This window comes from Bacillus sp. FSL R5-0654, from assembly GCF_038008745.1.
Lineage (GTDB): Bacteria > Bacillota > Bacilli > Bacillales > Bacillaceae > Bacillus > Bacillus safensis.
On sequence record NZ_JBBOZV010000001.1, the window covers coordinates 330,947 to 344,647 of the forward strand.

13 protein-coding genes are annotated in these 13,701 nt (G+C 42.2%); 9 read left to right on the forward strand and 4 right to left on the reverse strand.

The window, feature by feature from the left end:
• Positions 1–36 precede the first annotated feature (36 nt).
• The gene (locus tag NSS76_RS01790) at positions 37–1,350 is read left to right on the forward strand and encodes an MFS transporter (RefSeq protein WP_025092799.1); all 1,314 of its coding nucleotides are present in this window, start codon (positions 37–39) and stop codon (positions 1,348–1,350) included.
• A 39-nt stretch (positions 1,351–1,389) separates the two neighbouring features.
• Here NSS76_RS01790 and NSS76_RS01795 read toward each other — a convergent pair whose 3' ends face one another.
• Positions 1,390–2,748, reverse strand: coding sequence for a hypothetical protein (locus NSS76_RS01795; protein ID WP_133744726.1), 1,359 nt, complete (start codon positions 2,746–2,748; stop codon positions 1,390–1,392).
• A 147-nt stretch (positions 2,749–2,895) separates the two neighbouring features.
• On the opposite strand from NSS76_RS01795, the gene NSS76_RS01800 reads away from it, so the two are divergent.
• The 5 genes from NSS76_RS01800 to NSS76_RS01820 all read left to right on the forward strand — a co-directional run bounded on the left by NSS76_RS01800 (position 2,896) and on the right by NSS76_RS01820 (position 8,187).
• A complete protein-coding gene (locus tag NSS76_RS01800) occupies positions 2,896–3,669 on the forward strand; it encodes an IclR family transcriptional regulator (protein ID WP_133744727.1) in 774 nt (257 codons plus the stop codon).
• Between the two features lie 85 nt (positions 3,670–3,754).
• The gene (locus tag NSS76_RS01805) at positions 3,755–4,312 is read left to right on the forward strand and encodes a shikimate kinase (protein ID WP_003214270.1); all 558 of its coding nucleotides are present in this window, start codon (positions 3,755–3,757) and stop codon (positions 4,310–4,312) included.
• Positions 4,313–4,656: 344 nt separating this feature from the next.
• A complete protein-coding gene (locus NSS76_RS01810) occupies positions 4,657–5,604 on the forward strand; it encodes a dihydrodipicolinate synthase family protein (RefSeq protein ID WP_024424325.1) in 948 nt (315 codons plus the stop codon).
• Between the two features lie 77 nt (positions 5,605–5,681).
• Complete coding sequence (locus tag NSS76_RS01815) at positions 5,682–6,689, forward strand: LacI family DNA-binding transcriptional regulator (RefSeq protein WP_024427258.1); 1,008 nt, start codon at positions 5,682–5,684, stop codon at positions 6,687–6,689.
• A gap of 121 nt (positions 6,690–6,810) precedes the next feature.
• Positions 6,811–8,187, forward strand: coding sequence for an MFS transporter (locus NSS76_RS01820; protein WP_025092801.1), 1,377 nt, complete (start codon positions 6,811–6,813; stop codon positions 8,185–8,187).
• A 211-nt stretch (positions 8,188–8,398) separates the two neighbouring features.
• Here NSS76_RS01820 and NSS76_RS01825 read toward each other — a convergent pair whose 3' ends face one another.
• On the reverse strand, positions 8,399–9,172 hold the full coding sequence (locus NSS76_RS01825; RefSeq protein WP_185854073.1) for a class I SAM-dependent methyltransferase: 774 nt from the start codon (positions 9,170–9,172) through the stop codon (positions 8,399–8,401).
• A 116-nt stretch (positions 9,173–9,288) separates the two neighbouring features.
• On the opposite strand from NSS76_RS01825, the gene NSS76_RS01830 reads away from it, so the two are divergent.
• Positions 9,289–10,194, forward strand: coding sequence for a LysR family transcriptional regulator (locus tag NSS76_RS01830; RefSeq protein WP_341082659.1), 906 nt, complete (start codon positions 9,289–9,291; stop codon positions 10,192–10,194).
• A 243-nt stretch (positions 10,195–10,437) separates the two neighbouring features.
• Here NSS76_RS01830 and NSS76_RS01835 read toward each other — a convergent pair whose 3' ends face one another.
• Entirely contained in the window at positions 10,438–11,223 is a 786-nt protein-coding gene (locus NSS76_RS01835) for a carbon-nitrogen family hydrolase (RefSeq protein ID WP_056765066.1), read from the reverse strand.
• A 211-nt stretch (positions 11,224–11,434) separates the two neighbouring features.
• Between NSS76_RS01835 and NSS76_RS01840 the strand changes: the two genes are divergently transcribed.
• Positions 11,435–12,391, forward strand: a complete 957-nt coding sequence (locus NSS76_RS01840; protein WP_257802889.1) for an acetylxylan esterase — start codon at positions 11,435–11,437, stop codon at positions 12,389–12,391.
• Positions 12,392–12,426: 35 nt separating this feature from the next.
• On the opposite strand, the gene NSS76_RS01845 is transcribed toward NSS76_RS01840, so the two are convergent.
• On the reverse strand, positions 12,427–12,741 hold the full coding sequence (locus tag NSS76_RS01845) for a hypothetical protein (RefSeq protein WP_024424319.1): 315 nt from the start codon (positions 12,739–12,741) through the stop codon (positions 12,427–12,429).
• A gap of 92 nt (positions 12,742–12,833) precedes the next feature.
• On the opposite strand from NSS76_RS01845, the gene NSS76_RS01850 reads away from it, so the two are divergent.
• Positions 12,834–13,604: a nucleotidyltransferase domain-containing protein gene (locus NSS76_RS01850; protein WP_341080345.1), complete on the forward strand. Its 771-nt coding sequence runs from the start codon at positions 12,834–12,836 to the stop codon at positions 13,602–13,604.
• Positions 13,605–13,701: the final 97 nt, after the last annotated feature.

A 13,701-nucleotide genomic window follows, 5' to 3' on the forward strand; every position in this document is an offset into this window, starting at 1 on the left:
CCGAACCGCACGCTGCGGAAACAAAGGAGGATGGTTATGAAAGTGCATTCAGAACTGAAGGGGAATGAATTGCAGCCCGCATATGTGAAACCAACGAAAGCCCGTTTTGGCATATTGATTCTGTTGTTTTTTATTACCGCTATTAATTATATTGATCGAGCCAGTGTATCCATTGTTGCTCCTGCAATTCAATCTTCATTGCAATTAAATCCTGCCTTATTAGGCTTGATTTTTTCAGCATTTAGCTGGACATATACAGCGATGCAAATACCAGGCGGTTTTATTCTCGATAAATTTGGCTCAAAGGTAACGTATGGGATATCACTTGTTACTTGGTCTATTTTCACAGGCTTACAGGCGTTTGCGAACAGCTTTGCCTTTTTATTCGGCTGCCGTTTGTTTATTGGGATTACAGAATCTCCCGCTTTTCCTGCAAATAACCGTATTGTCACCACATGGTTTCCAAGGCGGGAACGGGCTTTTGCAACAGGTGTTTATACTGCTGGAGAGTATGTGGGTCTTGCATTTGCGACACCTCTTCTATTTTGGATCATGACGACTTTCGATTGGAGAACCGTCTTCATTACAGCAGGTGCGCTCGGTATCATATTTGCTTTCTTTTGGTACAAGTATTATCACGAACCGAAAGAGCATCCGAAGATAAATGAGGATGAGTTAGAATTAATCCGGCAAGGCGATGGGCTGACAGTCGCATCACAGGAGAAGCTGAAATGGGCAGACTTTGCCGCCCTTCTAAAATATCGTAAATTGATCGGGCTTTATATTGGCCAATTCTCTGTTGCGTCTACCCTTTTTTTCTTTTTAACATGGTTTCCGACCTATTTGGCAGAGGCGAAAAATATGGCGTTTCTCAAGGTAGGTTTTGCTGCGTCTCTTCCTTATATTGCTGCATTCTTTGGGGTCTTGTTTGGAGGTTATGTGTCTGATTGGCTGCTTAAAAAGGGCGTATCAGTGAATGTAGCGAGAAAGCTGCCAGTAGTGGTTGGCTTGCTGATGACGAGTACCATTGTTTTAGCAAACTTTACAACAAATATCCCGCTTGTGCTGACCATTTTATCCATCGCTTCATTTGCGCAAGGACTGTCTAATATCTCTTGGACGATGCTGTCTGAGGTGGCACCGCGGGAAATGGTGGGGCTGGCTGGCGGCGTATTTAACTTTTTTGCTAATTTAGCTGGGATCATCACTCCGCTGATTATCGGATTCATCGTGTCGGCGACAGGCTCTTACAATGGAGGCATTTTATTCGTCAGTTTAGTCGCTTTAGGCGGGGCATTGTCGTACATCTTTATCGTAGGTAAAATTGAACGTATTCAATTAAAGCCATAGAGAGAAAGCAAAAGAGAACTCAAGGATGAGTTCTCTTTTTTATGTATAAAAGATAACGGTGATGATCGCTGCACATGCGATACCCATGCTGATATAAAGGCTGGCAAACCATATATTCCAGCGAGTGATACGGTAAGGATTGACCTTCATCAAATCAGCTAATAGGGAGACAGAAACATTAAAAGGACTAAACATAACAGTTGATGTGCCAGCAACGATCAGCATGATGGCAATGGGAAGAGCAGGCAGTTCATGGAAGACTGGTGCCATCATGCTGACTAACAAAGCAAGTGAGACGAGCGGGTGAAAACCGCAAAGGGCGGTGATCAGAAAATACAACCCAATGACACAATAAACCCAAATGGCATGGTCTGATATACTGACAATAAATGCTTGAATCGGCTGCATACTGTTTGTCGCAAGGAGCATATCAACAAAGAAGCCTGCACTTAAAAATAGACACATATAGTTGGAGAGCTGACGGGTTCTTTCTTTCCAATGAGGCACAGAGACAGCGATATATTGTTTTCTTTTTTTGATAACAGAAGAGAATAATAGAGCAAATGGAATAATCGTCAGTACTACAGCGAATAAATAGCCTTTCCCAATCCATGCATCGACAAGTGAGACGACTGTCATAAAACCTAGCAGCATGAAAGCGAGCTGAAGGGTTTTTCGTTTAATTCGATGAGGATTGGCGTTTGTTTCTGAAGACTGAATGATGTTTGGTAATCGTTTGCTTTGACGAGAAAAAAGCATCCAATCTATCGCCAGCACGACGACCATTAAACCAAAAGTAATAGGTGCAATTTGATAATATTTTAGTTTGGTTGCATCAATGGTGACGCTTACCAGTACTTCAACAGGACTCCAGCTTAAACATAATGCATATGACCTTAAGAGGTTGCGTGTATAAAGATGTTGTTTCACTTGTTCTTTTAGGGATTCAAGCGACGGTTTGAGCGATGTATATAGTAAAGGAATCGTCGCGATATTTAAAAACATGCCGAGTATATGAGTGACAAATGAACTCTTGCGATAAAGCTGATTTGAGCTCGTTGTATGCAGTGTGAGCAGTTTATTTAATTGTGTATCGAAATGTCCAACATGTATGAGAGAATGAATAAAAGGCAGCATGAAAAAGAGAGAAAGCAAGCCCAGCATGGAATGAAAGTGAAGAAAAAACGTGTGCAAAGGCTGGCCGGATAAGAAGAATAAGAACAACCCAATGATGAGAAATACAGCACCTGTTTTCAAATAAAGCCCGCTTGCTTTCTTAAAAGAAATGGTGAGCGAAGCAGCGGCCAGCAGACCAACAAAATAGGAGAGTATGGGAGCAGGAAATAGTTGATGAACTATATATAGACTGATAAGAAGTGTAAAAACGAGCAGGTACATTCAAATATCTCCTCCATCAAATATCTTTATTGATTTTATTCCGACTGGTGGAATTTGTTTTCTTTTAGTGGAACGTTTAAAATGGATTATAGCAAAATCGATCGTTGATGTCGATAAGAAATCAAAGGGGAAAAGGAGAAAGTGAATATGACTGATAAAAAGTCAAAAGAAGAATCAGGACTGCGTACAGTTCAGCGTGCTTTGGATATTCTGTATTGTTTTAGTGAAGAACGTCAAGAGCTGACGCTAACGGATATTTCAAAAGAGATGAATTTAGCAATGTCTACGACAACGAGACTGCTCAAGGCACTTGAAATGAATCATTTTGTGGAAAAGAATCAAGAAACAATGAAATACCGATTGGGTCAAAGGCTTTATCTCCTCGGATACATTGCAGGGAAGTCCATTAAATTGAGGGAACTGGCTAAACCACTCATGTACTCACTTCGTGATGAAACAAAGGAAACCGTCAATCTGTATGTACTGGATTCAACAAGCAGGGTTTGTATTGAACAAGCGGAAGGGCTGCAATCGATTCGGCATCTTGTCAAGATTGGTGAGAAGCTGCCATTGTACGCAGGTGCAGGCGGAAAGGTATTATTGGCATTTCAAAGTGAAGAATTTCAACAAAAGGTATTTACGTCTGAGGCTGATCATGTGGTGAAGGGTGATTGGCAAAAGGAACGTAAACATATTCTTGACACGTATACTTCTTGCAGCATCGATGAGCGCGAGGTAGGATCTGCGGCAGTAGCGGCACCAATCTTTAACATTCATGGTGAAGTGAAAGCCTGTTTATCCATATCTGGTCCAACCCATCGGTTTACTGAAGAAGTCATTCCTCAGTTGCAGCAAAAAGTGAAAGAACAGGCACAGCGGCTTTCTGAACAGCTCGGCTACGTCGTCAAACACAATTTTTAAGATTGCCTATCTTTTCGCGCTCCATTTATCATATAATAGAAACATTATGTAGCATTCCTTGTCGTAGGGAGGACGTGTCACGACCATGAAAATCAATAGAGAAATTCCTGTAAGACAGCGGAATATTGTCCTCATTGGCTTTATGGGTGTTGGGAAAACAACCATTGGGCAGCTGGTTGCCAAAAAGCTATATAGAGATTTTATTGATGTCGATCAGGAGATTGAGAAAAAGTACAACATGACGATTCCAGAGATGTTTCAGCAAAAAGGAGAAGCATTCTTCAGGCAGGCTGAAAAGGATTATATCGTCGATTTATGTGAACATACACAGCTCAAGATCGTTTCCCTTGGAGGCGGTGCATTCAAACAGGAAGAAATCAAACGCGCCTGCTTGAAGCATTGTACCGTTCTTTTCCTTGATCTATCGTGGGAGAATTGGAAGCAGCGGCTTGATATTTTAATCGAAAACCGCCCTGTTCTTCACAACCGGACACTTGATGAGATGAAAGAGCTGTTTGAAGAGCGCCGGGAGATTTATTCTCTTCATAACTCAAGAGTGGAAACAGATCATTTAGAGGCTGAGGAAGTCGCCAATTATATTGTGGACACACTCAAGCTTGGCTGGGATTTATATTCGAAATAAAAAAAGTCTACCGTTGAGGGTAGACTTTTTTTCTATTGAATTCTTTTCCTTCGTACATATGATGATGCTTTGACAACCAAAATGTATTTATCCTTTTTTTGGTGTGCAGCCGTTTGGAAAAAGCGGTGATTCTCCTTCAATCAGTTCATGGTGATGAGGCTTTTGATATAGATCATTTTCTTTTTCGGAAAAATAAAATAGTATCTAAATTTTAATAAGAGTTTTTTGAATTATTATAATATTTAAAAAATAATGTTGACATCTTCCGTGAGGACATTCTATGATTGTTTACGTAAACGCTTACGGTAAACGTTTACTATAATCGAATGGGGAGGAATTTGTTGATGAAAAATAAAGAAAAATGGAGCGGTGTATTCCCGGCGGTCTTAATTCCTTTTAAAGATGACTATTCAATTGATGAACCTGCTTTTCGTAAGCTTGTTCGCTGGGTGGCGGAGCACGAAGGAATTAACGGGATTGTTGTCAATGGACATACTGGCGAGATTATGACTTTGCTGCCACATGAACGAGCTGAGGCTGTGCGTATTGCAGCCGACGAATTAAAAGGGGAAGTACCTGTCATTTCCGGGGTTTCAGCTGAAGGGACAATTGAAGCGATCCAGCATGCAAAAGCAGTTCAAGAAGCTGGCGGAGAAGGTATCCTTCTCATGCCGCCGCATTCATGGCTGAGATTCGGTATGCAGCCTGAATCACCTGTCCAATTCTTTAAAGATGTTGCTGAAGCGATTGACATTTCAATCATCGTCCATCAATATCCAACGTGGACAAAAACCTCATATACAACGAATCAATTACTAGAAATGTCGGAAATTGAAAATGTTGTCTCATTCAAAATTGGTCAAAGAGACATGGCACAATATGAAGTCGATGTGCGCGCACTGAAAAAGCATGCACCAGATGTATCGCTGCTCACATGTCACGATGAATATTTATTGCCAACATTAGTTCAAGGGATTGATGGGGCGCTTGTCGGTTTCGGCTGTTTTGTGCCAGATTTGATCGCTGAACTTGTGAAATGTGTGGAAGAACAAGACCTTGCAGCAGCTAATAAAGTGTACGATAGAATCTTTGAATTAAAGCATGCTGTATATAAAATGGATGAACCTTCCTCTACCTCTCATCTGCGAATGAAGGAAGCGATGTTCCAGAGAGGTTTGATCAGCAGTTCGCTTGCTAGAAAGCCGGTATTACCTTTAACTCAAAAGGAAAAAGAAGAGATTCGCCAGGGCCTTCAAAGTGTTGGTTTGCTTAAGGAAAACGTCAGTAGATAACAGACCATTGATTTCATGATGAAGGTGAGTCAGGTTATAATAGGGTATAAAACAACAGACTCCCGGAGGTATGAAATGTGTCAGTAAGTATTAAAGATGTAGCATTGAAAGCAGGAGTGTCTATAGCCTCTGTTTCCCGAGTATTAAGTGGTAAACCAGGAGTAGGCGCTCAAACGGCTGAAAGAATCAAGCAAGTGATTGATGAGTTAGGCTACCGCCCTAATTTAGGAGCGAGAGGGCTCGTGAAAAGAAAGACTGGGAATATCGCTGTAGTGGTTCCCCGCGGTTCATATATTTTGAATAATCCATTTTTTTCAACGATTTTAGATGGCATAGCGAAGGAATTAGATGAGACCGAATTCAATATGCTGATGTCATTTACATCTGTGCAGCAGCAGCGGTTACTTGAGACGCAGGCTGTAGATGGTGCCATTTTATTTTCTCCAAGAAATGAAGAATTGAGCATGGATTGGCTAAAAAGTTTGGCTATTCCCATTATCGTTGTCGGAAGTTACTTAGAGGATTCACCATTTCCATGTGTCAGGCCGGATGATGAAGAAGGTGTTTGTCAATCTGTAACGGCCTTATTTGATAAAGGCCATCGAACCATTGGGCTGGTCAATGGTCCAATGAGTTCGATGCATAGTGTGAGGTATTACAAGGGGTATGAGCGCACACTGAAACGTTTAGGATTAACATTGAACAAAGAGCTTGTGTTTGAGTTAGATGAATTTGATGGGGGAAAAGTAGTAGAAGTGGTTTCTCAATTTCTCCAAGGAAACCAGCACATGACTGGAGTTGTTTGCTCTTCAGATTTTTTGGCGATAGGGGTCATGAAAGCGGCAGAAAACGCAAATGTTTCAATACCTCATGATTTGTCTGTCGTTGGTGCCGATGATGTGCCCATTGCAAGTTTCCTAACCCCTTCTTTATCTTCTGTTCATGTTGATTTAGTTGGAATGGGAAGAAAAGCTGTTTCTTTACTAACACAGTTATTAGAAGGAGAACAGTTAGAGGCGATGGAACATATCTTCCCTATGTATTATATAGATCGGGGTACCACGGGAACGCCAAAAAAGATTTGATAGATGCTGAAAACTCGTATGAACGCTGCAGAATTTCAGCTTGATTTAAAATGTAAGCGATTTCTTAAGCGCTCTTCGGCATGTACTTTTGCATCATTTCCTCTAATAAGGAGGAGATACCATGACGTTAGAACTCAGCGGAAATTCAAATTCTCAAGGTGGGCAAGTTGTTGATAGAGCTTCACAACTATTGACTAGGATGGAAAGTGTACCTTTTTCGAGATGGCATTTAAAACCTCGAATCATTATGGGATCTGCTACCTTTTTTGATGCTTTTGATGCGCTATCTTTAGCGTTTGTTCTCCCGGTCCTCATCGGCATGTGGAATTTATCACCTGCTCAAATTGGCCTTCTTATTGGGTCTGGTTATATAGGACAAGCGATTGGTGCTATTTTCTTTGGGTGGTTAGCAGAAAGGCGCGGCCGTGTATTTAGTGCAAAGTGGACGGTGTTCCTCATGTCTATTATGAGTATCGCATGTGTATTTTCAGGTAATTTTATGGCCCTTTTTATTTTCCGCTTTATACAAGGGATTGGAGTTGGAGGAGAGGTGCCGGTAGCAGCCTCATATATTAATGAGTTGTCCCGAGCTCAAGGAAGAGGTAGATTTTTTATGCTTTATGAGATGATTTTTCCATTAGGATTAATGATCTCAGCTCAAATTGGCGCATTCGTCGTACCTAGCTTTGGGTGGAAATGGATGTTCTTGATTGGAGGCATTGGAGGTTTAATCGTCTTTGGATTCTTTTTCATGCTGCGTGAATCGCCAAGGTGGCTTATTTCGAAAGGCAGGTTAGATGAAGCCGAAAGAATTATTGAAGAAATTGAAGCTAGTACTGACAAACGAATGCCTGTCGCAAATCAAGTATCCAGCAGTACTGAAAAAGGCGACTGGAAAGAGCTATTTTCAACTTTTTACCGTAAAAGAACATTGGTCGTATGGGGACTATGGTTTTCTGCCTACTTTGTATCGAATGGTTTAAATAACTGGTTACCGAGTCTTTATAATACTGTTTACCATTTGCCAGTTGGAGATTCATTAAGGGCAGCATCTCTCACAAATATTTTACAGACCATAGGGGTATTCGCTTGTGCATTTTTAATTGATAAAGTGGGACGGAAGCGCTGGGCAACCATTGCATTTGTATTAACAGGTGTTTTATTAACGGCTTTATGGATCAGCGGAGCGACTTCACCAGAAAGCGTCATCTATTTAGGATCTGCTGCTTACGGAATGATGGGGACAATTACAGTTCTCCTCTATCTATATACACCTGAAATTTATCCGACACGTATGAGGGTGATTGGAACGGCATTTGCTACAGCGTGGCTTAGACTGGCCTCAGCGATCGCTCCTATTATGATAGGTTTTATTTTAGAGGTAAGCGGTGTTTCAACTATTTTTATTCTTTTTGCAAGTGTGACGGTAGTGGGAGCAATTCTTGCTTTTAAAATGATCGAAACGCGCGAGAAAGTATTAGAGGATATTGCACCGTAAGTTACGCATGCAGTAAAGAACTTATTCCAAAGAGGGTAGGTTCTTTTTTTATTCAGAGGATCTAAAATGCCTCACCTATCTTCGTTCATTTATCATATAATAGAAACATAATCTAGTCGTGAAGAGAGACGTGTCACGAACATGAAAAGCCACCTGTGAAACAGTGAAGATTAAAAAAGTCTACCGGCGATGGTAGACTTTTTCTATCAGTTTAATGCTTGATTCCCTGAAGCAGTGCAGCTTTTAAACAGAAGGAAATGGGCTGATGCTGCGCATCGAATTGAAGCTGAAACAGCTGCTTTGTGTCAGGGTCTGCGGCTTGAAGGTGGGAAACGATCTCCTTTTGAATATTCTCTGGCGTGCGTCCACGTATAATCCAGTCCTGATAATCAATATGCAGATCCCAGTAACGAATCTCTTTCTGAGTCAATTGGTTGTCATCGAAAAGCTCTTTCCATTCTGATAATGAGCTTTCCCGCACATGAGAAGGGTCTCTCATTCTATTTAAGTGATTAATATATGAATCCTGTGCAGGGTTTTCAGGTGCATAATGGTCGACGAGCAGAAATTGGCCGCCTTTTTTTAAGACTCGGCTGATTTCAGACATGGCTGCCGGAAGGTTTGGAAAGTGGTGAGCAGCAAATCGGCACGTCACTAAATCAAATGATTCATCAGAGAAGGGCAATGCTTCTGCGGCTGCCTGCTCAAAAGTAATGTGGTTCAGGTGGCGTTCTTCCGCTAGTGCTGCTGCAATCTCGATCATTTTTTGCGTGACATCAATGCCTACCCCTTTAGAGATAACGTCTGAAAAGGAAAAAACGGTATGTCCTGCCGCGCAGCCAATATCAAGTAAATGCTCATGTCCCTTCGCATTTGCTGTTGTTTTCATCCATTCCAGCTCTTCTCCGGCTGCAAATATAGGTGAATCTCGATAGTTCTCGGCATTTTGTGAAAATTGGTTCTCGGCTTTAGCATATGGATTCATTTCTTTTCCCCCTTTGTGGTCTCTTTATCGTAGAATTCCTTCTGTTATTTGTCTAAGACATAAAAGATATGACATGGATAGTTAAAACCTATGAGGTGATGAAAGTGGATATACGAATGATGGAATATGTCATTGAAGTGTACCGGCAGCAAAGTTTTACAAAAGCAGCGGATCAACTTCATATTGCACAGCCTTCTTTAAGCCAGCAAATGAAGAAGCTGGAAGAGGAATTAGACACACCGCTATTTATTCGAAAGTATGGACAAGTAACGCCCACACCTCAAGGGAGACGATTCATTAAAAGGGCTGAGAATATTTTGAAGGAAAGAGATGATTTGCTGCGTGAAATGGGAGAAGCAGCTTATGAAATCGGGAGAGAGCTGAACATTGGAGCGCCAGCAGTCACAGGGGGATATGTCTTGCCCGGCTTATTAAAAACCTTTTGTCAAACGTATCCTCATGTCGACGTTCAATTGATAGAAGATTCACCTCGTGAGCTCGAAAAACGTCTATTGGCTGGAAAACTGGATTTGGCTATTTTATCTATGCCTGTCGAGCATGAATCATTGAAAACGAAACAAATGCTGACAGAGCCGCTCCTTCTTGCAGTTCCACAAGCTGCTCAGCCTTGGTTATCAGAGGAATTGAACGAGATCATCAAGCAAGCAGGACAAAAAGAAATGGTTCCCTTTCAACTTCTTGAAGGTATCCCATTTATTATGCTGAAAGAGGGATACGGTTTTCGGCATGTGGTCATGGAACTGTGCCGTCATCACGGTTTTCAGCCAAAAGTGGCTTTTGAAACAAGCCATATTCAAACAGCACAGGCATTGGTCAAAAACGAACTAGGTGTGACCGTTGTGCCGAAAATGGTGGCACAAGAGGATAGGAACGGGGTCATTTATTTACACATTGATTCATGCCCAACCCGAACACTTGTATTTGCATATGTTGAAGAAAGGTATTTAACGAAAGCCGCTCAATCCTTCATGGACCTTTATCAGAACCAAGGAAAAGCTTAAACAAACGTTTAATTAAACGCAAAAAGCAGGGGAGCACCCTGCTTTAAGATTGGTGACAAAGGGCTAAAATGATCTTGGTTTTAGCCCTTTGTCTTCTTTTCAGCGTGATAGAAAACCTTTGCAGTCTAGAAAGGGCGAGCAGCGGAGCGGAGCGAATTTGACATTCGTGAGCACCGGAGCGCAGACCTGACACCGAATGCGAGGGTTTGTCTACACGCTGAAAGCAGGGGAGCACCCTGCTGTTTAATATAAGTCCAGACGCTGATCCGTCATAACCGGAATTTGCTGTCTGACTTCATCCACTAGCTGAAGATCAATTTCCGCATAATAAATGTCTTCGTCATCTTTTGTTTCAAGCAGGATGCGGCCGAGTGGATCAATCACCATAGAGTGTCCAGGGAATGCCGTGTCTCTGCTTGTGCCTGTTCTGTTAACAGCAATCATAAATGACTGGTTTTCAATCGCTCTTGCGATGAGCAGGCTGCGCCAATGGTCCACTCTTGCTGACGGCCATTGCGCCGTATTGACAAGCACCTTCGCTCCTTTGTTCACAAGTGTTCTGGAAAGCTGCGGGAAGCGGAGGTCATAGCAGATCATCGCACCAATCGTCACATCTTCACCATAGTCAAATAAACCAAGCTGATCACCAGCGGTTAAATAGTTGTGCTCATCCATTAAGCGGAATAAATGAATTTTATCATAATCTAACAAAAGCTCACCTTGGCGGTTAAAAACATACATTGTGTTGGTGATGTTTTCATTCTCTGTCCGCTTATTTAACACACTGCCTGCGATGAGATACACTTGGTGCTTGCGGGCAAAGGAGGAGAAGAGCTGCTTTGTGCGTTCACCGTTTATATCTGCAAGCTGCTCGGCTTGTTCAAGGGCGTAGCCGGTATTCCACATTTCGGGTAAAATGATCAGATCAGGCTGCTCGCGAACTGCTTCTTCTAAAAACGCTTCTGCTTTTTTAAAATTCACTTCAGGTTCTCCAATTTGTACGTCCATTTGGACAAGGGCGATTTTCATATGGGTTCCTCCTTTATTCGCTATATGTCATGTGAAAATCATGAATGTATGTAATGGTTTATTCTAGTCTTCAAGGCCAGTTTCTTTATCATAATGGTTTCCATCATCTTTGCCAATAGAAATGTCAGAAGGTTTTGTTAAATGACTTTCTCAATCAAGAAATGAGTGGTATGATACCTATAACTAATAAAACAAAGGGGAATAGTATGATATGCAATTGTTCGATTTATCACTAGAAGATCTAAAAAAATATAAACCAAAGAAAACTGCACGTCCTGATTTCTCAGACTTTTGGAAGAAATCGCTCGAAGAACTGCGCCAAGTGGAGGCAAAGCCATCACTTGAACCGTATGACTATCCAGTGAAAGGCGTCAAGGTGTACCGCCTGACATATCAAAGCTTTGGACATTCTAAAATTGAAGGCTTTTATGCTGTACCTGATCAAACTGGCCCGCATCCAGCGCTCGTTCGTTTTCATGGCTATAATGCCAGCTATGACGGCGGCATTCACGACATCGTCAACTGGGCGCTCCACGGCTACGCCACATTTGGTATGCTCGTCCGCGGTCAAGGCGGCAGTGAAGATCAGACAGTGACACCAGGCGGTCACGCTTTAGGGTGGATGACAAAAGGCATTTTATCAAAGGAGACCTACTATTATCGCGGTGTTTATTTAGATGCGGTTCGTGCACTCGAAGTCATTCAGTCCTTCCCTGAAGTGGATAAACACCGGATCGGCGTAATTGGTGGAAGCCAGGGAGGCGCATTAGCGGTAGCAGCAGCAGCTCTTTCAGATATTCCGAAGGTCGTCGCGGCAGATTACCCTTATTTATCAAACTTCGAGCGTGCAGTGGACGTGGCATTGGAGCAGCCTTATTTAGAAATCAATTCATACTTTCGGAGAAATAGTGACCCGGAAGTGGAAGAAAAGGCATTTGAGACATTAAGCTATTTTGATTTAATCAATTTAGCTGGATGGGTGAAACAGCCAACATTGATGGCGATCGGTCTGATTGACAAAATTACCCCGCCATCTACTGTGTTTGCGGCATACAACCATTTAGAAACAGATAAAGACCTTAAGGTATATCGCTATTTTGGACACGAGTTTATCCCGGCTTTTCAAACAGAGAAGCTCTCCTTCTTACAAAAGCACTTACTCAAATAAAAGAACAAAGAGGCCGCTCTAGGAGGGCCTCTTTTTTAATAACTCGTATTTTGTCTCGTTTTTTCATCAGGCACTAACGCGGTGATAATAAGAGCAAGAGCTGTGATGATATGAAGGATGAATCCAAGTATCGGAATCCAGGCGAGGCAGGATGTAATAATCCCAATGATGCTGCCAATCATTGGTCCTTGGTCTCGCTTCGATAAGACGAGTGTGATAATATGCAGAATAAGCATGACCATGAGCGGTGAATAGCCATTGCTAATAATAAATAGGCCTCCGATGACAGGGATGGCAAGACAGGCTTCAAAAATTCCGGTGATCCATTTCATGATGCGAGATATAGACATGAGATCCAACTCCTTTTTCATATATGTCTTATTCGTATTTTACCAAAACGTGAAGAAGTCATGCAGATTTCTATAGAAAGAGTTGATGGATGATGAGAGAGAGAATCAAGCAAGAGCTGAAAATCATCGAAGAAACGTATGACGTGAAAATTTGCCTCGCGGTCGAGTCAGGCAGCAGAGCATGGGGATTCCCCTCGACTGATAGTGATTACGATGTCCGTTTTTTATATGTTCCTCGAAAAGAATGGTATTGGGCAATGGAAGAACATCGTGATGTCATTGAACGGCCGATTGATGATGTGCTTGATATCAGCGGCTGGGAGCTTAGAAAGGCACTTCGCTTATTCAATAAATCGAATCCGTCCATCATGGAATGGCTGTCGTCTGACATCATCTATGCTGAATCCTTCTCTTTGGCAAAGCAGCTAAGAGAATTAAAGGACCGAGCGTTTTATCCTCCAGCATTGATGTATCATTACCTCAATATGGCGAAGCGGAATGAAAGCCGGCATTTACGAGGAGAGCAGGTGCGAATCAAGAAGTATTTCTATGTGCTTCGTCCGCTGCTTGCCTGTCAATGGATTGAACGATACCGGACGGTTCCGCCGATGGACTTTCATGAACTGCTCGAGGAACTAGTGGAGGAAGGTCCGCTTTTAGCGGAAATCCATGAGCTGCTCAAACGTAAAATGGACGGAGAAGAAATGGATGTAGAAAACCGCCTCGCTTATGTCCATCCATTTATCGACAAAGAGCTCGCGCGATTTGATGAATTGGTGAAAAGCTACAATCAGCCGAAAGACAACCTGTTGCAAGAATTAAATGAGCTGCTGCAGTCTACCCTTGATGAGGTGTGGGCGTAAGCAGGGAAGAGCCAGCCGGATCACGGCAGGCTCTTTTTTATCTCTTATTGTGATAAAACCACAAAAAAAGTCAGAATTTTTGTCATCTTCAAATATT

Bases quoted from the DNA above. Each gene is read 5' to 3' on its own strand.
- NSS76_RS01790 (WP_025092799.1), top strand. From the start codon at position 37: ATGAAAGTGCATTCAGAACTGAAGGGGAATGAATTGCAGCCCGCATAT.
- NSS76_RS01795 (WP_133744726.1), bottom strand. From the start codon at position 2,748: ATGTACCTGCTCGTTTTTACACTTCTTATCAGTCTATATATAGTTCAT.
- NSS76_RS01800 (WP_133744727.1), top strand. From the start codon at position 2,896: ATGACTGATAAAAAGTCAAAAGAAGAATCAGGACTGCGTACAGTTCAG.
- NSS76_RS01805 (WP_003214270.1), top strand. From the start codon at position 3,755: ATGAAAATCAATAGAGAAATTCCTGTAAGACAGCGGAATATTGTCCTC.
- NSS76_RS01810 (WP_024424325.1), top strand. From the start codon at position 4,657: ATGAAAAATAAAGAAAAATGGAGCGGTGTATTCCCGGCGGTCTTAATT.
- NSS76_RS01820 (WP_025092801.1), top strand. From the start codon at position 6,811: ATGACGTTAGAACTCAGCGGAAATTCAAATTCTCAAGGTGGGCAAGTT.
- NSS76_RS01825 (WP_185854073.1), bottom strand. From the start codon at position 9,172: ATGAATCCATATGCTAAAGCCGAGAACCAATTTTCACAAAATGCCGAG.
- NSS76_RS01830 (WP_341082659.1), top strand. From the start codon at position 9,289: ATGATGGAATATGTCATTGAAGTGTACCGGCAGCAAAGTTTTACAAAA.
- NSS76_RS01835 (WP_056765066.1), bottom strand. From the start codon at position 11,223: ATGAAAATCGCCCTTGTCCAAATGGACGTACAAATTGGAGAACCTGAA.
- NSS76_RS01840 (WP_257802889.1), top strand. From the start codon at position 11,435: ATGCAATTGTTCGATTTATCACTAGAAGATCTAAAAAAATATAAACCA.
- NSS76_RS01845 (WP_024424319.1), bottom strand. From the start codon at position 12,741: ATGTCTATATCTCGCATCATGAAATGGATCACCGGAATTTTTGAAGCC.
- NSS76_RS01850 (WP_341080345.1), top strand. From the start codon at position 12,834: ATGAGAGAGAGAATCAAGCAAGAGCTGAAAATCATCGAAGAAACGTAT.